The organism is Salmonella sp. SAL04162 (assembly GCF_046551535.1).
Taxonomy (GTDB): Bacteria; Pseudomonadota; Gammaproteobacteria; order Enterobacterales; family Enterobacteriaceae; genus Salmonella; species Salmonella enterica.
Genome location: NZ_JBGDVX010000015.1, coordinates 63,138 through 82,683 on the forward strand (window position 1 = coordinate 63,138; position 19,546 = coordinate 82,683).

22 protein-coding genes and 1 other annotated feature are annotated in these 19,546 nt (G+C 49.8%); of the genes, 13 read left to right on the forward strand and 9 right to left on the reverse strand.

Features of this window, described 5'->3' with window-relative positions:
• Positions 1-31 precede the first annotated feature (31 nt).
• The 5 genes from ffh to rplS all read left to right on the forward strand — a co-directional run bounded on the left by ffh (position 32) and on the right by rplS (position 3,661).
• Positions 32-1,393, forward strand: coding sequence for a signal recognition particle protein (gene ffh / locus ACLJRH_RS22805; RefSeq protein WP_000460052.1), 1,362 nt, complete (start codon positions 32-34; stop codon positions 1,391-1,393).
• Between the two features lie 252 nt (positions 1,394-1,645).
• Complete coding sequence (gene rpsP / locus ACLJRH_RS22810; RefSeq protein WP_000256453.1) at positions 1,646-1,894, forward strand: 30S ribosomal protein S16; 249 nt, start codon at positions 1,646-1,648, stop codon at positions 1,892-1,894.
• Between the two features lie 18 nt (positions 1,895-1,912).
• Complete coding sequence (gene rimM, locus ACLJRH_RS22815; RefSeq protein ID WP_000043266.1) at positions 1,913-2,461, forward strand: ribosome maturation factor RimM; 549 nt, start codon at positions 1,913-1,915, stop codon at positions 2,459-2,461.
• Between the two features lie 44 nt (positions 2,462-2,505).
• Positions 2,506-3,273, forward strand: coding sequence for a tRNA (guanosine(37)-N1)-methyltransferase TrmD (gene trmD, locus ACLJRH_RS22820; protein ID WP_000469807.1), 768 nt, complete (start codon positions 2,506-2,508; stop codon positions 3,271-3,273).
• 40 nt (positions 3,274-3,313) lie between these two features.
• Positions 3,314-3,661, forward strand: a complete 348-nt coding sequence (gene rplS / locus ACLJRH_RS22825) for a 50S ribosomal protein L19 (RefSeq protein WP_000065257.1) — start codon at positions 3,314-3,316, stop codon at positions 3,659-3,661.
• Between the two features lie 155 nt (positions 3,662-3,816).
• On the opposite strand, the gene dgcN is transcribed toward rplS, so the two are convergent.
• Both dgcN and ACLJRH_RS22835 read right to left on the reverse strand, forming a co-directional pair.
• Positions 3,817-5,037 carry a diguanylate cyclase DgcN gene (gene dgcN, locus ACLJRH_RS22830; RefSeq protein WP_001030989.1) on the reverse strand — a complete coding sequence of 407 codons (1,221 nt, stop codon included), beginning with the start codon at positions 5,035-5,037 and terminating at the stop codon, positions 3,817-3,819.
• Positions 5,030-5,548, reverse strand: a complete 519-nt coding sequence (locus ACLJRH_RS22835; RefSeq protein ID WP_001212375.1) for a YfiR family protein — start codon at positions 5,546-5,548, stop codon at positions 5,030-5,032. The genes dgcN and ACLJRH_RS22835 overlap by 8 nt, the downstream gene beginning before the upstream one ends.
• 439 nt (positions 5,549-5,987) lie before the next feature.
• On the opposite strand from ACLJRH_RS22835, the gene aroF reads away from it, so the two are divergent.
• From aroF to ACLJRH_RS22850, 3 genes are read left to right on the forward strand one after another with little or no spacing between them, the layout of a single operon-like run.
• Entirely contained in the window at positions 5,988-7,058 is a 1,071-nt protein-coding gene (gene aroF / locus ACLJRH_RS22840; protein ID WP_001168062.1) for a 3-deoxy-7-phosphoheptulonate synthase AroF, read from the forward strand.
• A gap of 9 nt (positions 7,059-7,067) precedes the next feature.
• Positions 7,068-8,189, forward strand: a complete 1,122-nt coding sequence (gene tyrA / locus ACLJRH_RS22845; protein WP_023136471.1) for a bifunctional chorismate mutase/prephenate dehydrogenase — start codon at positions 7,068-7,070, stop codon at positions 8,187-8,189.
• A 57-nt stretch (positions 8,190-8,246) separates the two neighbouring features.
• On the forward strand, positions 8,247-9,155 hold the full coding sequence (locus tag ACLJRH_RS22850; protein WP_001607154.1) for an SMP-30/gluconolactonase/LRE family protein: 909 nt from the start codon (positions 8,247-8,249) through the stop codon (positions 9,153-9,155).
• Here the strand turns inward: ACLJRH_RS22850 and pheA are convergent.
• From pheA to ACLJRH_RS22870, 4 genes are all read right to left on the reverse strand, one after another.
• Entirely contained in the window at positions 9,116-10,276 is a 1,161-nt protein-coding gene (pheA, locus tag ACLJRH_RS22855; protein WP_000200082.1) for a bifunctional chorismate mutase/prephenate dehydratase, read from the reverse strand. The genes ACLJRH_RS22850 and pheA overlap by 40 nt on opposite strands.
• A 22-nt stretch (positions 10,277-10,298) precedes the next feature.
• Positions 10,299-10,424, reverse strand: a sequence feature (Phe leader region).
• Entirely contained in the window at positions 10,376-10,423 is a 48-nt protein-coding gene (gene pheL, locus ACLJRH_RS22860; protein WP_010989056.1) for a pheA operon leader peptide PheL, read from the reverse strand. It overlaps the preceding feature by 48 nt.
• 162 nt (positions 10,425-10,586) lie before the next feature.
• Positions 10,587-11,579 (reverse strand): tyrosine-type recombinase/integrase, encoded by a 993-nt coding sequence (locus ACLJRH_RS22865; RefSeq protein ID WP_054175282.1) that lies wholly within the window; start codon positions 11,577-11,579, stop codon positions 10,587-10,589.
• Between the two features lie 66 nt (positions 11,580-11,645).
• Positions 11,646-11,945: a helix-turn-helix domain-containing protein gene (locus ACLJRH_RS22870; RefSeq protein ID WP_000085723.1), complete on the reverse strand. Its 300-nt coding sequence runs from the start codon at positions 11,943-11,945 to the stop codon at positions 11,646-11,648.
• 108 nt (positions 11,946-12,053) lie between these two features.
• Here ACLJRH_RS22870 and ACLJRH_RS22875 point away from each other — a divergent pair, with 108 nt between their 5' ends.
• Genes ACLJRH_RS22875 through ACLJRH_RS22895 form a run of 5 tightly spaced genes read left to right on the forward strand, consistent with a single transcriptional unit; the run spans position 12,054 to position 16,246 of the window.
• A complete protein-coding gene (locus ACLJRH_RS22875) occupies positions 12,054-12,392 on the forward strand; it encodes a Cox family DNA-binding protein (protein WP_002954289.1) in 339 nt (112 codons plus the stop codon).
• Positions 12,393-12,417: 25 nt separating this feature from the next.
• Positions 12,418-12,750, forward strand: coding sequence for a hypothetical protein (locus tag ACLJRH_RS22880; protein ID WP_000645096.1), 333 nt, complete (start codon positions 12,418-12,420; stop codon positions 12,748-12,750).
• A gap of 9 nt (positions 12,751-12,759) precedes the next feature.
• Entirely contained in the window at positions 12,760-13,329 is a 570-nt protein-coding gene (locus ACLJRH_RS22885; protein WP_000681786.1) for a 3'-5' exonuclease, read from the forward strand.
• 2 nt (positions 13,330-13,331) lie between these two features.
• Positions 13,332-13,550, forward strand: coding sequence for a hypothetical protein (locus ACLJRH_RS22890; protein WP_000922120.1), 219 nt, complete (start codon positions 13,332-13,334; stop codon positions 13,548-13,550).
• 38 nt (positions 13,551-13,588) lie between these two features.
• Positions 13,589-16,246: a toprim domain-containing protein gene (locus tag ACLJRH_RS22895; protein WP_054175272.1), complete on the forward strand. Its 2,658-nt coding sequence runs from the start codon at positions 13,589-13,591 to the stop codon at positions 16,244-16,246.
• Between the two features lie 27 nt (positions 16,247-16,273).
• On the opposite strand, the gene ACLJRH_RS22900 is transcribed toward ACLJRH_RS22895, so the two are convergent.
• The 3 genes from ACLJRH_RS22900 to ACLJRH_RS22910 are packed head-to-tail and all read right to left on the reverse strand — an operon-like array spanning position 16,274 to position 19,397.
• Positions 16,274-16,543 (reverse strand): ogr/Delta-like zinc finger family protein, encoded by a 270-nt coding sequence (locus tag ACLJRH_RS22900; RefSeq protein ID WP_001264830.1) that lies wholly within the window; start codon positions 16,541-16,543, stop codon positions 16,274-16,276.
• 53 nt (positions 16,544-16,596) lie between these two features.
• Positions 16,597-17,616 carry a phage portal protein gene (locus tag ACLJRH_RS22905; RefSeq protein ID WP_054175273.1) on the reverse strand — a complete coding sequence of 340 codons (1,020 nt, stop codon included), beginning with the start codon at positions 17,614-17,616 and terminating at the stop codon, positions 16,597-16,599.
• A complete protein-coding gene (locus ACLJRH_RS22910; protein ID WP_054175274.1) occupies positions 17,613-19,397 on the reverse strand; it encodes a terminase large subunit domain-containing protein in 1,785 nt (594 codons plus the stop codon). Before ACLJRH_RS22910 ends, ACLJRH_RS22905 begins: the two co-directional genes overlap by 4 nt.
• Positions 19,398-19,546: the final 149 nt, after the last annotated feature.

Here is a 19,546-nt window from a genome sequence, read left to right on the forward strand (position 1 = left end):
GACCAACCGTTTCCACCCCAGGCGAGAGACAATGTTTGATAATTTAACCGATCGTTTGTCGCGCACGCTGCGCAATATCAGTGGCCGTGGGCGCCTTACTGAAGACAACGTTAAAGAGACGCTGCGCGAAGTGCGCATGGCGCTGCTGGAGGCTGACGTTGCGCTGCCGGTAGTGCGTGAGTTCATCAATCGCGTAAAAGAGAAAGCGGTTGGTCATGAAGTTAACAAGAGCCTGACCCCAGGGCAGGAGTTCGTCAAGATTGTCCGTAGCGAACTGGTTGCGGCGATGGGCGAAGAGAACCAGACGCTGAATTTAGCTGCGCAGCCGCCAGCCGTAGTATTGATGGCGGGTCTGCAGGGGGCGGGTAAAACCACCAGCGTCGGTAAGCTGGGTAAATTCTTGCGCGAGAAGCACAAGAAGAAAGTGCTGGTCGTCTCTGCCGACGTCTATCGCCCGGCGGCGATCAAACAGCTCGAAACGCTGGCTGAGCAGGTTGGCGTGGATTTCTTCCCGTCTGATGTCGGCCAGAAACCGGTTGATATCGTCAACGCCGCGCTGAAAGAAGCGAAGCTCAAATTCTACGACGTGCTGCTGGTGGATACCGCCGGTCGTCTGCACGTTGACGAAGCGATGATGGACGAAATCAAACAGGTCCACGCTTCTATCAAGCCAGTAGAAACGCTGTTTGTCGTCGATGCGATGACCGGTCAGGATGCTGCGAATACCGCAAAAGCCTTTAACGAAGCGCTGCCGTTAACCGGCGTGGTGCTGACCAAGGTCGATGGTGATGCGCGTGGCGGTGCGGCGCTCTCTATTCGTCATATCACCGGCAAGCCGATTAAATTCCTCGGTGTCGGCGAGAAAACCGACGCGCTGGAGCCGTTCCACCCGGATCGTATCGCCTCGCGTATTCTCGGCATGGGCGACGTACTGTCTCTTATCGAAGATATCGAAAGCAAAGTTGACCGCGCACAGGCTGAAAAGCTGGCGACTAAACTGAAGAAAGGCGACGGTTTCGACCTGAACGACTTCCTGGAACAGCTCAAACAGATGAAAAACATGGGCGGTATGGCCAGTCTGATGGGCAAATTACCGGGCATGGGGCAGATTCCGGACAACGTTAAATCGCAGATGGATGACAAGGTGCTGGTGCGTATGGAGGCGATCATCAATTCGATGACGCTGAAAGAGCGCGCGAAGCCGGAAATCATCAAAGGTTCCCGTAAACGCCGTATCGCACAAGGCTGTGGGATGCAGGTGCAGGACGTTAACCGCCTTCTGAAACAGTTCGACGACATGCAGCGCATGATGAAGAAGATGAAGAAGGGCGGGATGGCGAAGATGATGCGGAGTATGAAGGGGATGATGCCGCCAGGCTTCCCTGGCCGCTAATTTCCCGGCCTGGCTCACTTGCTATTTCGGCACCGGGGTGTGCTCGCCATCCTCACGTACTGCGTGTACGCTGCGGTGGCTGCGCGCACGCCGGCACCGAACTCGCTGCGCCGCCGACGGCCTTCTACAGCAGAGTTATTAACTGTTGATTGCAATTTTCCCAGAAATCAGTAAAATTTTCGGGCTTTTAATATGACGCCGGGCTCCGTTCCTCGATGGGGCCCGGTTGTTTTATTCACACAAGAGGATGTTATGGTAACTATTCGTTTAGCTCGTCACGGCGCTAAAAAGCGTCCGTTCTACCAGGTTGTTGTCACCGACAGCCGTAATGCACGCAACGGTCGCTTCATTGAGCGCGTTGGTTTCTTCAACCCAATCGCTAGCGAAAAAGAAGAAGGCACCCGCCTGGATCTGGATCGCATCGCTCACTGGGTTGGCCAGGGCGCAACCATTTCCGATCGCGTTGCGGCGCTGATCAAAGAAGTAAAAAAAGCAGCTTAATCTGTCACGGTGGTCATGATGAGCAAGCAACTCGCCGCACAAGTACCCGCTGAACCGGTTGTACTGGGGAAAATGGGTTCTTCATACGGTATCCGTGGTTGGCTCAGAGTGTTTTCCTCCACTGAAGACGCCGAAAGCATTTTTGACTATCAGCCCTGGTTTATCCAGAAGGCGGGTCAGTGGCAGCAGGTACAGCTGGAAAGCTGGAAGCACCACAATCAGGATCTGATCATCAAGCTGAAAGGCGTTGACGATCGAGATGCCGCGAATCTTCTGACCAATTGCGAAATTGTCGTGGATTCCTCGCAACTTCCTGCGCTTGAGGAGGGAGACTACTACTGGAAAGACCTGATGGGCTGCCAGGTAGTCACCGCTGAAGGCTACGATCTCGGTAAAGTTATCGACATGATGGAAACCGGGTCGAATGACGTTCTCGTCATTAAGGCGAACCTGAAAGATGCATTTGGTATCAAGGAACGACTAGTACCGTTCCTCGATGGGCAGGTTATCAAGAAAGTCGATCTCGCTACTCGTACTATCGAAGTAGACTGGGATCCTGGTTTTTAAACCACCGAATAAACGGTAATAAATGGCGTTATGGGGATTGGCTTGTGTTTATTGGCATAGTTAGCCTGTTTCCTGAAATGTTCCGCGCAATTACCGATTACGGGGTAACTGGCCGGGCAGTAAAAAAAGGCCTGCTGAACATCCAAAGCTGGAGTCCTCGCGACTTCACGCATGACCGGCACCGTACCGTGGACGACCGTCCTTACGGCGGCGGACCAGGGATGTTAATGATGGTGCAACCCTTGCGGGACGCCATTCACGCAGCAAAAGCCGCGGCAGGTGAAGGCGCTAAAGTGATTTATCTGTCGCCTCAGGGACGCAAGCTTGATCAAGCGGGCGTTAGCGAGCTGGCCACGAATCAGAAACTTATTCTGGTGTGTGGTCGCTACGAAGGCGTAGATGAGCGCGTAATTCAGACCGAAATTGACGAAGAATGGTCAATTGGCGATTACGTTCTCAGCGGTGGCGAACTACCGGCAATGACGCTGATTGACTCCGTCGCCCGGTTTATACCGGGAGTTCTGGGGCATGAAGCATCAGCAATCGAAGATTCGTTTGCTGATGGGTTGCTGGATTGTCCGCACTATACGCGCCCTGAAGTGTTAGAGGGGATGGAAGTACCGCCAGTATTGCTGTCGGGAAACCATGCCGAGATACGTCGCTGGCGCTTGAAACAGTCGCTGGGCCGAACCTGGCTTAGAAGACCTGAACTTCTGGAAAACCTGGCTCTGACTGAAGAGCAAGCAAGGTTGCTGGCGGAGTTCAAAACAGAACACGCACAACAGCAGCATAAACATGATGGGATGGCATAGGCCCCCGAATATCAGTTTACCCAGGATAAGAGATTAAATTATGAGCAACATTATTAAGCAACTTGAACAAGAGCAGATGAAGCAGAACGTACCTTCCTTCCGTCCGGGCGATACCGTGGAAGTGAAAGTATGGGTTGTTGAAGGTACCAAGAAACGTCTGCAGGCATTCGAGGGCGTGGTTATCGCTATTCGTAACCGCGGTCTGCACTCTGCATTCACTGTTCGTAAAATTTCCAACGGCGAAGGCGTTGAGCGTGTCTTCCAGACTCACTCTCCGGTAGTTGACAGCATTGCTGTTAAACGTCGTGGTGCTGTTCGTAAAGCTAAACTGTACTACCTGCGTGAGCGTACTGGTAAAGCGGCTCGTATCAAAGAGCGTCTTAACTAAGAACGCGCTTTCGCAACATCCGAAAGCTTGTAGAAAAGAAGGGGCTGGCATTACGCTGGCCCCTTTTTTATGGGTTGCTCCACGCCATAGACGGTTACATGATTAGGCCGGGTCAGTGGTATCAACGCTGAATCAGAAACGGCCAGGCCCGTTCCTTAGTTTAGCGAGCGTTCCGCACGCCGGTGTTTAGCCTGATACATATTTCGATCGGCCAGTTCTTGTAGTTTTTCGGCAGTGGCATGTTCCCATGTCAGCGCAAAGCCAATACTCATGGTCATCGTTATCCGCTGGCCGTTATGCAGTTCAAAAGGTCGATTAAACGCCTGGGATAGCGCTGCGCAAATACGTTGTACTTCATATTCCGAATGTACATCGTAAAGCACCATCGCAAATTCATCGCCGCCGAGTCGGTAAGTCTGATAACGGCTACCACCGAATTCCGCTAATCTTTTGGCAACCTCTATAAGTACCCGGTCGCCTGCCGCATGTCCCCAGGTATCATTAATATATTTAAAGTTATCGCCATCCAGAAATAACAATGCCGAACTGCTACGAGCGGAATTGTCCTTCATCAGCGCGTTAATACAGCTGCGAAATGCTGCGCGATTGGCAAGCCCCGTCAGCGGATCGTGCAGCGCGGTACGTAGTAACTGGGCATTTTTAGCCTGAAGCCGTAGCTGCCATTCTTCCATCTCATCCAGAAGGCTATTGAAATCCTGCGCAAACAGGTGAAATTCCGCAATACGCTCATCAGGTACCCGGCGTGAAAAATTTCGGTTAGTGCGAACGTCGTGTACAACTTCAGTAATATTTTGCAGCGCATCCACAACGCCATTGTGTAAATAACGCGTGAGCAGCAGGGCAATGCCGGATGCCAGCAGAATACATCCTGTCAGCACTGCCAGCGATAGCCAGATAAAATGACCAATAAGGCTGTCGCGGGCGACAAGCCGTACTTCGCCGATGGCCCTGCCGTTGTGCCAGACGGGTTGCGATACCGGCAATGGAAAAAGCCAGTGGCTAATTAAGCCAATGAGCTTATCGTCTGCGGCTCGCGCATCATAGCGCCATGAGGCGATAATACGGCCATTTTTATCGCGGACCTCCGCCGCTGAAAATTGTCCCTGGCGTCCCAGTGTGGCGAGCGTTTCCGCTGCGGCCGTGTTATCGGAAAATACCAGTGCCGCTTCAAGGCTATGGGCCATTGTGGCGGCGGTCAAATCGAGATTCTTTTGCGCATACTGTTTGAGCGTAAGGACAGACGCAACGCAAATTAATAGCCAGATCAATGTCATCGTAAGCAGCACGCTGATTATACTAATCCGCCGTAGTGTGCGTTTAAATGTTGGTCTGGACAGAGAAAATTCCTTATTCATGCTTTTGATTCCGTGCAAGCATTAATACTTCTGGATTCACTCTCACGCCGCTATGCGCGAGGGAGTCCAGGTTGACGGAAAATTTGACTTCATCATTGTTAATGATCAGACAAAATGCGCTGCCAATAATACATTCGGTATTTTGCTCGGCAATTAATAACAAGGCATTAACTGGATAATGACGCGTTAACTCCACCTGATAAGCTGGCGATTCATTGCCAAAGTAAAAACCATCACAGTGGGCGCTCAGGGCTTCTTGTGTGGTACGGATGACAAGCGGTTGATAAGGGAAAGCCCAGTCAGCCTCTTCGCTAAGTACCCTGACAAAACGCGCAGATGAAAATATGCATAGCCTTGGCGGCCCGGATAACGCCGGCCAGTGTGTATAACTGACGATACCGGAGACGATGGCGCGTACGGATTTCTCTTCTTCCGTGACGCGTTGAGCATACAGAGGCAAGCTGGCTAATAATAGCGATAACAGAAGGATAAATCGGTGAGAAAAACGCATTAACAAGTCCCCACCATCTTCAGTCGTAAAGCATTAAAATACATCCGTGATTGTTTGTAGCAAAATAACATTATTTTGCCATATCGTCATTATTTCTTATTGATAATATGAATAATTTAAATGGCATCCCTGATATTAAATTCTTGTGATAATGGTATTAATCACCCTATATCAGAAAGTAAAAATATGTGTGCGGAGAAAAAATAATCAAAAAATAGCGAGCATCGCTCATTTTACCGCTTTTCTGAGGCTGGGAATAAAATAATTCACTTGTTGTGTAAAGTTTTTGATACGAAATAAAGGGGTTTAATCGACGATTGCGCATAGTGTAAAGTTTATTTTACGTAATATGGATTGAAATCTTTACTTTTTGTGGTATGGTTTAAACATCCTCGTGGAGGATCAACTATCGCAAACAAGAAAAGACAGGATCGCCATCATGCAAAAAGACGCGCTGAATAACGTACGTATCACCGATGAACAGGTATTAATGACGCCGGAGCAGCTTAAAGCGGCCTTTCCGTTGAGTCTGGCGCAGGAAGCGCAGATAGCGCAGTCCCGGGGAATCATTTCTGACATTATTGCCGGGCGCGATCCGCGTCTGTTGGTGGTATGCGGTCCTTGTTCTATTCACGATCCTGAAACCGCTCTGGAATATGCCCGTCGATTTAAAGCCCTTGCCGCAGAGGTCAGCGATAGCCTCTATCTGGTAATGCGCGTCTATTTTGAAAAGCCGCGGACTACCGTCGGCTGGAAAGGGCTGATTAACGATCCTCACATGGATGGCTCATTTGATGTGGAAGCCGGGTTGAAAATAGCGCGTCAGCTACTGGTGGAACTGGTGAATATGGGGTTGCCATTGGCGACCGAAGCGTTGGATCCGAACAGCCCGCAATACCTGGGCGATCTGTTTAGCTGGTCGGCGATAGGCGCGCGCACAACCGAATCGCAAACCCACCGCGAAATGGCGTCTGGTCTTTCTATGCCGGTCGGCTTTAAAAACGGCACGGATGGCAGCCTGGCGACAGCGATTAACGCCATGCGCGCCGCTGCGCAACCTCATCGTTTTGTTGGCATTAACCAGGCCGGTCAGGTTGCGTTATTGCAAACCCAGGGAAATCCGCATGGCCATGTGATTCTGCGTGGCGGCAAAGCGCCAAACTATAGCCCGGCAGATGTCGCTCAGTGTGAAAAAGAGATGGAACAGGCGGGACTACGTCCTTCGCTGATGGTAGATTGCAGTCATGGTAACTCCAATAAAGATTATCGCCGCCAGCCAGCCGTTGCCGAATCTGTGGTTGCGCAGATTAAAGATGGCAATCGTTCAATCATTGGCTTAATGATTGAAAGTAATATTCATGAGGGTAATCAGTCTTCCGAACAGCCGCGCAGCGAAATGAAGTATGGCGTTTCCGTCACCGATGCTTGTATTAGCTGGGAGATGACCGATGCCCTGTTGCGTGAAATTCATAAAGATTTGAGCGGCCAGCTGGCGGTGCGCGTCGCATAAGAGGTTGTTATGGTTGCTGAATTGACCGCATTACGCGATCAAATAGATGATGTCGATAAAGCGTTGTTGAATTTACTGGCTAAGCGCCTGGAACTGGTTGCCAAAGTCGGCGAGGTGAAAAGCCGTTTTGGCCTGCCTATTTACGTGCCAGAGCGTGAGGCCTCTATGCTGGCTTCACGACGGGCGGAAGCAGAAGCGATCGGTGTCCCGCCCGATCTCATTGAAGATGTCCTGCGCCGGGTAATGCGTGAATCTTACTCCAGCGAAAATGATAAGGGGTTCAAAACGCTTTGTCCTTCTCTGCGTCCGGTCGTCATTGTGGGCGGCGGCGGACAGATGGGGCGTCTGTTTGAAAAAATGCTCACGCTGTCGGGCTATCAGGTCCGTATTCTGGAACAGCAGGACTGGTCGCGCGCCAGGGACATTGTCGCCGATGCCGGAATGGTGATCGTCAGCGTGCCGATTCATGTTACTGAACAGGTCATAGCGCAACTGCCGCCCCTGCCGTCCGACTGTATTCTGGTCGATCTGGCATCGGTGAAAAGCGGTCCGTTGCAGGCAATGTTGGCGGCCCATGATGGCCCCGTGTTGGGCTTGCATCCGATGTTTGGTCCGGACAGCGGGAGCCTGGCGAAGCAGGTGGTGGTCTGGTGTGATGGGCGTCAACCGGAAGCGTATCAGTGGTTCCTTGAGCAAATCCAGGTATGGGGCGCGCGGTTGCACCGAATTAGCGCTGTCGAGCACGATCAGAACATGGCTTTTATCCAGGCGCTGCGCCACTTTGCTACCTTCGCTTATGGGCTGCATCTGGCGGAAGAGAACGTCCAGCTTGAGCAGCTTCTGGCGCTATCATCGCCGATTTATCGACTGGAGCTGGCGATGGTCGGGCGTCTGTTCGCCCAGGACCCGCAGCTGTATGCGGACATTATTATGTCGTCGGAGCGCAATCTGGCGCTTATCAAGCGTTACTATAAACGTTTTGGCGATGCGATCGGGTTACTGGAACAGGGTGATAAGCAGGCTTTTATCGACAGTTTTCGCAAAGTTGAACACTGGTTTGGCGATTATGCCAGACGCTTCCAGAATGAAAGCCGTGTGTTATTGCGTCAGGCGAATGACAGCCGACCATAATGATGACATCTATACTAAAAGCCAGCTTTGCTGGCTTTTTTCGTTTAAGGAACCGTTATGACTACGCCGCACGTTTTATTTGATTATGTCGGACATCTACCAGAATGCCCCACATGGAGCGAGGATGAAAGCGCGCTGTATTGGACCGATATCCTGGAACAGGAGATCCATCGTTACCATCCGGCGAGCGGGATGCATAGCGTGCTGGCGTTTCCGGAAGAGGTGGGCTGTTTTGCCTTGCGTGAGCAGGGCGGATTTATTGTGGCCATGCGTCATGCTATCTGGCTGGCCGATAAAAATGGATTATTGCAGCGTAAGGTTTGCGACAATCCCTCTAATACGAAACTGGCGCGTTTCAACGATGGCGGCACTGATGGCGATGGACGTTTTTATGCCGGAACGTTCTGGGCGCCAGGTGACTATAATGGCGCGTTGCTGATGCGGATCAATCATGACCTGACGGCAAAAGTGATCCAGTGCGATATTCAGGGACACAACGGCCTGGCGTTCAGCCCGGATAACCAGTGGATGTATACCTCCGATACGCCAAATGGCGTGATATACCGCACGTTACTTGATAAGCATGGCGAACCGGGCAAGCGTGAACTTTTTCGCCATTTTGGCGAAGGAGAAGGACTTCCCGACGGCGCGGCGATGGATAGCGAAGGGTGCTACTGGAGCGCGATGTTTGACGGCTGGCGCGTGGCGCGTTTCTCACCGCAAGGAGAGCAGCTGGAAGAGTACCGGTTGCCGGTACGTTGTCCGACGATGGTTTGTTTTGGCGGCGCAGACATGAAAACGCTGTTTATTACAACTACCAGAGAAAATATGTCTGCTCAGGAAGTGGCGGATTATCCGCTCTCCGGCGCCATCTTCACCCTGCAGGTAGCCGTCGCAGGGATGAAGAAAAGCCGTTTTATTGAACGTCAGGCAGGTTCTACCGGCACGACGTTTTCGCTGGGATAGCAGCCAAGCACTTTCATTGAGCGCGTGATCTCGCCCAGCTCTTTTAGCGCGCTTTGCATTACCTGCGACTCCAGGTTCGCCTGAACATCGAGATAAAACATCTCTTCCCACGGATTGCCGTGAATGGGGCGCGACTCCAGTTTCGTCATGATGAGATTGTGGTTACGCAGCACCAGCAGCGCTTCGACCAGCGCGCCTGCCTGTTGCCCGGTGGCGATTAACAGAGTGGTTTTTGCCGGAACCTGATCGGAAACGTTGATGGCTTTGCGCGCCAGTACCAGAAAGCGGGTGATATTCTGCGTCTGGTTTGCGGCGATGCGTTCCAGCACCTGTAAACCGTGCAACATGCCGCCTGCCTCGCTGCCGAGTGCCGCGACGCGCGGAGAGTTCGCCTGCGCGACTTTTTCCATCGCTGCCGACGTACTCTCGGTATAGTCGATTTTCCAGTGCGGATAGCGGCTCAAAAACTTACTGCACTGCTGGAACGGCTGCGGATGGCTGTACACCGTTTCGATGGTATTCAGATCCGTAGCGCCGGAAACCAGCACGCAGTGATCGATAGTGACGGTCATCTCACCGACAATCGACAGACTGGTGTGTTGCAATAAGTCGTACACATCGTTGATAGCGCCGGAGCTGGTGTTCTCTATCGGAACCACGGCGTAATCGGCCTGGCCGGTTTCGACCTGATGAAAAATATCGGTGAATTTTGCGCAACCGCTCTCAATAAATTGCTCAAAATGGCGTGCGGCATACTGGCGCGCCGCGAGATGAGAATAGGAGCCTTTCGGCCCAAGAAACGCAATACGTGCCGAATGAGGGTGAGTATTATTCAGATGTTGTTGCAGCAGCGCCTGCTGAGTAAGCACGGAGTCTTCAATGATAAGCTGGAACAGACGGGTAATGTAGTGTGCGTCGAGATGGTGGGCTTTACCGAGATGGATGAGCCTGTCCAGCAGCGCGCGTTCACGATCGATATCCCGAACCGGACGATGCGACAGTAGTTTTGCTTGTCCCACTTCAATCGCCAGCGCGCGTCGTTTTGCCAGTAAGGCCAGTAACTCTTCGTCTAAGGCGCTGATTTTATCTCGCAGCGCCAGTAATGGGTTTTCCGATGTCATAGTGTTGCCTTTTTTGTTATCAATAAAAAAGGCCTCCCGGTGGGGGAGGCCTTCTTGTTCGTCTTCGCATTCTTTATCACATGACGAAACGCCTCCCGGTCAGGGGAAGATAAAAAAGAATGCGAAGAAAAACCGGGTTAGCTTCATAACTGTTTCCTTTGTGTACGTAAGTACAGTACTCGTACTGTTTTAATCCTGTCAACAAAAAACGCGCCCGAAGGTGCGATTGAAATGCTTGTTAAATAAGGCGCTCTTATTTAAATCAATCAGTTATGAGCGCCTTATCAGCCCTAATTACCCCTAAAGTGCCTTAGTTGGTGGACATTATCTGGACACTCCCGCGCATAGGGTTAAACCGTATAGCATCGGATAAATAGTCCGGGGCGAAGTGAGCATACGTCATTGTTTGCTCAATAGTTGTATGCCCCAGGATTCGCTGTAGCGTGATAATGTTTCCACCGTTAATCATGAAATGAGTAGCAAAAGTATGTCGTAACACATGAAGCGCTTGTCCTCTTGGCAGGTCGGGTTTTACCTTACGGAGTACATCGCGAACTCGTTCATAGTTAGTGTCAAACAACTTTCCTGATTTGCGCGTAAGGATGTAGTCAGCTATCTCTTGTGAAATTGGAACTGTTCGGGCGGGGCCAGTTTTAGTCTTGACGAAAGTTACACGATTACTGATAACGTGTTCTGCTTTCAGATTACTGGCTTCGCCCCATCGCGCCCCTGTATTTAGGCATAACACGACAACCCTACGATCATCACCAGTGAGTGCCATTAATAAGTCCCGGATCTCCTCTTCTGACAGGAAGGACATTTCTGTGTTTTCTAGGCGTAGTTTACGCACCTTGTGAAATGGGTTTTCATGATGAAACTCCTCCATATCAATTAGCAGCCTAAACATGCTGGACATAGTGCAAAAGTCCCTGTTTACCGTTCCGGCAGATACACCATCATGTAGCCTGTTTGCGCGATACTTCATTAAAAAATTACGGGTCAGTTCGTAAACTCTGGGTTCGCCCATTTCACGGTTAATCTTTTCTAGCCGTTTTTTGTATGAGTCACCGTAATTATGGTTTTTACCGTGGTAACTCCACCATAGCGCGATCAAATCAGACAAAAGTCTTCTGTCTGCTGGTTTATCCTGCCACTCTTTATCGTGGAAGTTTGTCAAAACATATTTTTCATATGCCTGAGCTTCTGACTTCCTGTTGAATTTTCGGCGAATCCTCTTTCCTGAAGTTCCGCGCGGTCTTACGTCCACTTCATAACGACCATCATCGAGCTTCTTAATCGACATAGCGAAGCCCTCCGACATTCGAATCATTATGTAAATTATGTGCTAATGCGTATAGAAAACAGACAATTAACCAGCCTTCTGGGCGGAGTGGGATGATTTTTTGTCGTCTTGCCCATCAGGGGAGAGAGACGGCGCGATCTGTCCCGCTGCCGGTGCTGTTTTGCCTGTCATCAGCCAAAGCGTATATTTTTCAAACCGCTGTACTCCAACAGCACGTTCAACAATTTCAGCTCTGGCCGATTGATGTCCAGATTCATATTTTTTTACTGTCCCGATAGCGACTCCGGTAAGTTCCGCAAAACTTTTCTGGGTTAAACCTTCGGCCTTACGTATCTGGCGGAGTTTCTCCGCATAATCTCTTGACATGGTTCTTAAATTGCAACTATCATCGGTTCTCGTATAAGAACCTTGTTTAACAAACCCTAGAACGCCCTAAGATGCTCTAGGAACCCAAACTGACGGAGGATAACACAGATGAAAGAGCTATCCGAAAACGAGATTTCATTACTGGTGACACCAGAACTTTTTGCTACCTACATAGGTAAAACACCGTCTGCGATCCGAAAAATGGCTTCTGCTAATAAGTTGCCAGTTGTACGCATGAAAGATCCTGATAACCCATCGAAAAAAGGGGGAGAAATTTATATTCATCGTGGCGAATGGGATGATTACGCAGCTTACCTTGCGCAGTCTGCACCGCCTGAGTGGCATAACTGGAAAAACCGCTTATTTACATCTGAACCAGGAATCTTTAAAGAGTGGGCTAAGCGAGTTTTTACGACGAGTAAAACAACAAGCCATAATAAAAAATAATTTTTTAATTTATTCGGGATTCACTATGAAAGCGAAATACGCCACGCTTATTCGTAGCCTGTTACGTACCTATCGCGAACAGGCAAGTGCTATTGAGAAGGAGTCATTCTCTGTTCATAGCGATGGTATCCAGTTAATGGAGCTAAATTTAAAACTGGCGAAGTGTCTCGAAGGTATGTCTTTAATGGCCAGGTTTAATAATGAATTTGAGGATTATTGTGAACTTCACGAAATTACTATGATGGCTTTTAATGGGAGTATTCCGGTTGATGATAATATTCCAGGCCTCATTTCACTCGCTTCATGCACTGTAAAAAATAATAAATCTGCTGTACAACTTACCGCCGTTCAACGTTAAGGAAATACCATGAAACATTTAATGATTGACCTTGAGACAATGGATAATAAACCAACCGCTGCAATTACTGCTATCGGTGCTGTTCTGTTTAATCCGGAAACGGGTGAAATGGGGGAAACATTCTATCGTCGTATCAGTCTTACAAGTAGCGTTGATTACGACTGCACGATGGGCGCAGATACAGTGTTGTGGTGGCTGCGTCAGTCCATCGAAGCAAAGAGCGAGATTATTAATGATGCGAATTGTCCGCTGGATACCGCCATATCTGACCTTTTCCATTTTATCTGTGAACTCACTGATGCACATCATTTACAGGTCTGGGGTAATGGAGCGTCATTCGACAACGTTATTCTTCGTCATGCTGCAAATAAGGTCGGCTTGTTAAGCCCAATGTGGAATTACTGGAATGATCGTGATGTAAGAACAGTAAGTGCACTGGCTAAAGCTCTGGGACTGAACATTAATAATATTATTAAGTTTGAAGGCGTCAAACATCACGCTTTATATGATGCTATCCATCAGGCAAAAATTGTTTCTTATGTCTGGACGTACCTCATGAAAATAGCCAGTGTGAAATAACTATGCTGAAAGTGACCTCTCATGCAAGTGAAAGTGTCATAAACAAGGCATTTTCAGCGCTGACAGAATATTACAACGGCAAAAAGGTTTATCAGGTTATTAAGCCGAATCATTATTTTTCTGTTCATGTCTCCTATCGCTGGCGTCTGCTTAGTAAGAATAAGGGCAGGGACTGGGAATTAATGACGCACGAGCGATATAACAAACAGTATAAAATATAATTTTTGCCTTTCTTCCACTATTCATATCTGGATTATATATGAACGCTACGATACAACGGGACGTTGTGCGCCGCCTTGTCCGTGACTTTGAATTTAAAGAAAAAGATAAATATTTGCAGCAGGGCATATGCCCTTCCTGTCATAAACGTGAGTTATTTACCAGTATTGAGAAACCCTGGATTCTGAAATGTGGCCGCGAAAATAACTGCGGTCATCAGGTCGTTGTTAAAGAGCTGTATTCGGATATTTTTGAAGACTGGTCTAAGCGTTATCAGGACACGCCCGAAACCCCACATGCGGCGGCAGAAGCCTATCTGCGTGAGGCCAGAGGGCTGAATACGGAACCACTGAAAGGCAGTTTTACCCAGGGCGCATTTGTGAAGGATGGTATGGGATCTGCCACTGTCCGGTTTAAGTTGTCATGTGGTGCCATGTGGGAGCGTATCATTGACCAGCCGCAGCGCTTCGGAAAACAAAAAGCGAATATCAAAGGAAGCTATGTTGGTCACTGGTGGGTACCGCCTTTTATTAACCTGCTGGAAGTGAACGAAATCTGGATCACCGAGGGCATTTTCAATGCACTGAGTCTTTGTCAGGCTGGCTTACCTGCGGTGGCAACACTGAGCAGCAATAATTATCCGCTGGCCGCGCTGGATACACTGGCCAAAGAATTGGGTGAAAAACCACGCCCGCGCCTTGTATGGGCGTTTGATGGTGATAAGGCCGGTACAAAACACACACTGGCTTTTGCTGCGCGCAGTGATGCCGCCGGCTGGAAAACGCGCGCCGCGCAGCCGGTGAAATCATCGTCTTGCCTGGACTGGAATGATTTGCTGCTACGTGACCGTTTCAGTAAATCAGACATAAAAAATTACCGCTATTATGGCGATCTCCTGCTGGCGAAAAGCCCGACTGAAAAAGCCCTTCTTATGCATCAACATAATGAATGGCATTCGTTTTATTTTGAGTATGGCTCACGTATGTACTGGTTTGAGCTGGATCTTGACCGGTACACACGCGCACTGGATCGTATTACCAATACCGGAACCGAAGTCATACAGGAATGGGAGGCCAGAGAAAAAGCTGTTAAAGAGTCCGGATGTGTCACGGAAATTGCCAACTGCTGGCTGACTCCCCTGTATTTCCAGCGTTCTGAACCCACGGACGAGTCCTGGTATTATGTGAAGGTGAATATGCCAAACAGACCGGCTGTGAAAGACACCTTCACAGCAAATCAGCTTACCAGCTCCGCCGAGTTTAAAAAGCGGTTGTTGCATATTGCCAAAGGGGCTGTGTATACCGGGAGTACCAAACAGCTGGATAAGTTTATTCAGATGCGTCTTCCCGAAATCAAAGAGGTTAAAACGCAGAATTTTATTGGTTACAACAAGGATTATTCAGCGTGGTTGTTTAATCGTGTGGCCGTTTGCGATGGCCGGCTGTATGAAATGAATGACGAGGATTATTTCGAAATTAACCATGCAAGCGTAAAAAGCCTGAGTCTTACGCCTGTACTGGATCTGAATCCAAAGCTGAATGAATTTACCACAGGCTGGATTGACGATATCTGGACGGCGTTCGGTGAAAAAGGATATGTGGCGCTGGCGTTCTGGCTGGGGTCACTCTTTGCTGAACAAATCCGCGAACGTGACAAGTCATTTCCGTTTCTGGAGATTGTCGGCGAACCCGGAACGGGTAAATCAACGCTTATTGAGTTCCTTTGGAAACTCGCTGGCCGTGAAGAATATGAAGGTTTTGATCCATCTAAATCGACGGCCGCAGCGCGCGGGCGTAACTTTGCTCAGGTAAGTAACCTGCCGGTGGTGCTAATTGAAGGTGATCGCACTACGGACAACGCGAAACAGCGTGCTTTTGACTGGGATGAACTGAAATCACTGTATAATGGTCGGGCATCCCGCGCAGTAGGCATCAAATCCAACAATAACGAGACATATGAACCGCCATTCAGGGGAAGTATTGTTATCGCACAGAACGCAGATACAGACGGCAGTAAGGCGTTTCTGGAGCGTATTATCCATATCTACACTGACAAACGTGGCCAGTCCATTCAGACGCGACATGCCGCAGAGCGGCTTGAACAAATCCCTGTCAGTCGGGTGTCCGGATTCACGTTACTGGCGGCCATGCGTGAAAAAGAAATTATGGATACGTTCAGCAGGAGTTACGAACGCGCCCGTAATGAACTGGAGTCAGATGCGGATATTCGCCATATTCGTATTGCAAAAAATCACGCGCAGCTGGCTGGTCTGCTGGATGCGCTCGCGATTGTTGTACCGTTGCCGGTTGAGCGCATAGAAAAAACCCGTGCGGCTATCACTGCACTGGCCGTGGAACGCTGCCAGGCACTTAAAAAGGATCATCCTATGGTTCAGGAGTTCTGGGAGTTGTTTGATTACCTGGATGAACTGGCACCTTATGGCATCAATCATTCGTCTGATGAGAATGAAATAGCGGTTAATTTTAACCACATGGAGGAAGTCGCCGCTGCACACCGGCAGCGCATACCTTTTACCTTAACGGAAATCAAAAAGCTGCTTAAAAACGGTAATGAACGCCGTTTCATCAGGCAGGGAACCACACGCAGCGCAGTAAGTGAGCGTCATAATCGCGGTAAAGGGGATATGTCCAGAATGCCTGAGACCTTCCGGTGCTGGATATTTGGTCGAGAGAAATAAAAAAGGCACCGTGTGCGGTGCCATGTGTTATGCGGCCAGACTGGCTTTTAATAAATCCAGCGTCATTTGCTTCTGTTCTGGTGAGAATGAATTAATGATGGTCTGTAACATCATATCGCCTGTCTTCGCACTGGGGCTGAGTGTGTGGGAGAATGTCAGATTCAGTACAAATGTATGTCCGCACTCCACATCCGTACAGGCGCAATAAATATCTGAAATATGGGGGTGTTTGGGATTGGTTTTTCTGATAACCGCTTTTGCCCCGCACTCCGGACATTTTACTTTCAGTACCCGCATATCCCTCGCTCCGTTAATCTGAAAACGCTGATATTTTAGCCTTTTTCTGGACATTAATCACCTTCCAGCTCACTGTCTTTCAGGAAATTAAGGTACAGGTGGGGCGGTACATCACTTTCCTGCGCCACTGAGGCGCTGAACATACGCTGAATGGGTAAAATCTCCGCTTTACGGTATGTTTTAGCCGCTTTCTCAATATCACCCATTATAGCTCCGTTGGTGGGGATAATCCCTGCCAGACCAGCCGGAAAACGATGCGCGGTCAGCACGTCCTGGGCGCTGATGCTTTTGATGTTCTGAAACTCATCTTTGGCGCTGATATCGCCAATCGGGATAAATTTGATGCCATCCGGATCGCCTTTGGGGATGTTCACAAACATGGTGCTGAAGTTCCCGATCCCCTTCGACTGCTCCAGCTTCTGAATGATTTCTTCTTCCACTTCGTCGGTCATATTCGGGTCGTTGCAATAAATCATGCCGCCCGTGTGACCACCGTTGTGGTAGTAACGCCGGCGAAAAATCGTGGCTTCACCGTTGAGCATGGCGGAGTGGATGCCGCTGATGTAATCCGGAAGACCATAAATGGCCTGTTGCGGGTCGTACTGCCTGAGAAAAATAATATCTTCAGGCGGATAAATTACCGGTTCACCCTGCTGTAGTACAACAAATTCCCCGGTCTTACGCTGGCGGGTATAGAGTGCCGGCAGCGGGTAAAGTGCGATTACATCCCCCCAGCCGTTACGTACCTTGAGAATGGCCACATCACCGAACGTCAGCCAGTCAAACACGGCCGCGCCCAGTTGCTCATGCGTCAGGCCACCGCCATCATAATTTGCTGTCACCATATTGCGGCGGGCATACAGCACGCCACCGTGCTGCGCGTTCAGGTTTACCAGTTGCGCCAGCGCCAGCCGGTCAATCGGGAGCGTCCAGTGTTCCGCCTCATTGTCATACCAGACGTCTGTATAGTTCGTGCCGGTTGTCAGAATGGGTTCTGGCTTACCCAGCGTGATAAGGCTCATATGGCGCTGTCTGGTAACGGTGCGGCGTTCCCTGTATTTCCGTTTTTTCATGCTGCTTTCCCTAAGTTGCCCCAGCGTGATTTTCGCTGGTTTTCAAAGTTTAATGGTTCGTTGTCAATGGCATGGGCGATAGCCCAGAAGCTGTCAGCGTGGCCGGTTTCAGCTGTACGGTCGGCAACAAACGTCATGGCGTTACCGCTGGCCGTGGATGTTCTGCGGATGGTCATAAAGCTGGCGGCGATTTCCGTCTTCTCCTTATCCCATTCCACGCGGTTGTCTTCGATAACGTCAATCATCTTCATCACCAGGCGGTTTTTCGTTTCCACGCCGTAGCGGATAGCCACCGCCTGACGCATGGCAAAATGCTGCACATCCTCAAAGACACCACTCCCCAGACCGGTAATATCAATGCCGATGTAGGTCATGTTGTACTGACCAAACAGCTTCTTAATTTGTGCCGCCTGCCATTTCCAGTTCATTCCCTGCCAGTGGAATACGCGCAGCACGCGAAATTTTTCGCCAGCCACGATCGGCGGCGCGATAATCACGAAGGTGGATGTGTCCCCGCTGCGTGCAGGGTCATAGCCTGCCCACACTTCACGATTGCCGAATGGTCGTGGCAGGTTTTCGTCATGATCCTCCCAGATATCCGGATCAACACAGCAACGTTCGACGTGGGAGAACGAAAATACGCTGTCCTTGCTGTCCACGAACACGCACATGTACAGCATGTTGAAGGTGTCGCGGTTGTAGCGGTTGCGCAGCTTATCGATGCTGGCCAGGTTAAACCCGCCTGCGATCGCGTCTTCCAGCGTGATGATGTAGCGCCACTGGCCATCAGGACATAACCGTCCGCCGTCACGCAGCTCCTTCTCTGTTGGGAACGCCACGCGTGCGCGTTTTTTGTCGCCGCGCTTCCACTCTTCGCCTGTCCAGAACGGGTACGCCTGGTGTGTTTTGCTGCTGGGTGTGGAAAAGTAAGTGGTGCGCCATTTGTCGTGTGTGGCCATTGCGCTGGCCACTTCGTTTAATTTTGCAAAGTTGGGTACCCAGAAATATTCATCACAGTACAGATGGCCACTGTATGACTGGGCGGTGTTCTTGTTGGTTGACAGGAAGCGCAGCTCCGCGCCGTTGGACAAACGGATGGTATTGCCGGTCAGCTCCACGCCGAAATACTGCTCCGCAATGTTGACGATATAGCTGCGGAATACTTCAGCCTGGGCTTTTGAGGCGGACAGGAAGATTTGTGGATCACCTGTCATAACCGCATTCTCAAACGCTTCTATTGAGAAATACCAGGTTGCGCCAATCTGGCGGCTTTTCAGGATGTTCCTGATTTGCTGATGAAGATTGTCGCGAAGGTGTTTCTGGTAGCCGAAAAGGTGCTCCAGCGCGAAACGGTCAAAATCCTCCTGGGTTAAATGGCTGATATCGTTCTTTTTGTATTTGCCGCGTTTCCGGGGCTTTTCGTCGCCACAGGACTGGCGGGACGCCGGCGCATCACTTTCACTGTGTTTAATTTCTGCCAGCTTTTCCTGATGCTTATTATGCTGTGCACGGAGTTTCACCAGGTGAGACACGAGGCTGTCCAGCTCCCGCAGCTCCAGTTCCGATTTCCCTTCACGTAATGTCAGTGACTGAATACGGCGGTTTAATGCGTCTTCTGTTGATTCATGACTGAGTAATTCCGCCCAGCAATATTTCTCCGCCCAGTAATAGACGATACGTCTGTTAGGCAGATTAAGTTCATCGGCAATTTCCTGCGGAGTATATCGTTTTAAATAGAGTGCCCGTGCAACGCCTTTTAATTCTTCACTGTATTTCGCCATTGGCTTCCTTGCCTTTATGTCAGTACTGTCTTTTCGGTTAAATCCGGAAACAGTGGTATGTATGAATTATTCAGCAATTTGGTTTTCTTTTTTGAAAATAATTTCGTGGATATACGGATAAGCGACATAACCGAATTATTCCGGAATGA

Excerpts from the sequence above, each read along its gene's own strand:
- ACLJRH_RS22870 (WP_000085723.1), bottom strand. The coding sequence starts at position 11,945 with ATGTCAAGAGATTATGCGGAGAAACTCCGCCAGATACGTAAGGCCGAA.
- pheA (WP_000200082.1), bottom strand. The coding sequence starts at position 10,276 with ATGACATCGGAAAACCCATTACTGGCGCTGCGAGATAAAATCAGCGCC.
- aroF (WP_001168062.1), top strand. The coding sequence starts at position 5,988 with ATGCAAAAAGACGCGCTGAATAACGTACGTATCACCGATGAACAGGTA.
- ACLJRH_RS22835 (WP_001212375.1), bottom strand. The coding sequence starts at position 5,548 with ATGCGTTTTTCTCACCGATTTATCCTTCTGTTATCGCTATTATTAGCC.
- rpsP (WP_000256453.1), top strand. The coding sequence starts at position 1,646 with ATGGTAACTATTCGTTTAGCTCGTCACGGCGCTAAAAAGCGTCCGTTC.
- ACLJRH_RS22905 (WP_054175273.1), bottom strand. The coding sequence starts at position 17,616 with ATGAAAAAACGGAAATACAGGGAACGCCGCACCGTTACCAGACAGCGC.
- rplS (WP_000065257.1), top strand. The coding sequence starts at position 3,314 with ATGAGCAACATTATTAAGCAACTTGAACAAGAGCAGATGAAGCAGAAC.
- ACLJRH_RS22880 (WP_000645096.1), top strand. The coding sequence starts at position 12,418 with ATGAAAGCGAAATACGCCACGCTTATTCGTAGCCTGTTACGTACCTAT.
- dgcN (WP_001030989.1), bottom strand. The coding sequence starts at position 5,037 with ATGAATAAGGAATTTTCTCTGTCCAGACCAACATTTAAACGCACACTA.
- ACLJRH_RS22910 (WP_054175274.1), bottom strand. The coding sequence starts at position 19,397 with ATGGCGAAATACAGTGAAGAATTAAAAGGCGTTGCACGGGCACTCTAT.
- ACLJRH_RS22865 (WP_054175282.1), bottom strand. The coding sequence starts at position 11,579 with ATGTCGATTAAGAAGCTCGATGATGGTCGTTATGAAGTGGACGTAAGA.
- ACLJRH_RS22875 (WP_002954289.1), top strand. The coding sequence starts at position 12,054 with ATGAAAGAGCTATCCGAAAACGAGATTTCATTACTGGTGACACCAGAA.
- ACLJRH_RS22890 (WP_000922120.1), top strand. The coding sequence starts at position 13,332 with ATGCTGAAAGTGACCTCTCATGCAAGTGAAAGTGTCATAAACAAGGCA.
- ACLJRH_RS22885 (WP_000681786.1), top strand. The coding sequence starts at position 12,760 with ATGAAACATTTAATGATTGACCTTGAGACAATGGATAATAAACCAACC.
- ACLJRH_RS22895 (WP_054175272.1), top strand. The coding sequence starts at position 13,589 with ATGAACGCTACGATACAACGGGACGTTGTGCGCCGCCTTGTCCGTGAC.
- ffh (WP_000460052.1), top strand. The coding sequence starts at position 32 with ATGTTTGATAATTTAACCGATCGTTTGTCGCGCACGCTGCGCAATATC.
- rimM (WP_000043266.1), top strand. The coding sequence starts at position 1,913 with ATGAGCAAGCAACTCGCCGCACAAGTACCCGCTGAACCGGTTGTACTG.
- ACLJRH_RS22850 (WP_001607154.1), top strand. The coding sequence starts at position 8,247 with ATGACTACGCCGCACGTTTTATTTGATTATGTCGGACATCTACCAGAA.
- ACLJRH_RS22900 (WP_001264830.1), bottom strand. The coding sequence starts at position 16,543 with ATGCGGGTACTGAAAGTAAAATGTCCGGAGTGCGGGGCAAAAGCGGTT.
- tyrA (WP_023136471.1), top strand. The coding sequence starts at position 7,068 with ATGGTTGCTGAATTGACCGCATTACGCGATCAAATAGATGATGTCGAT.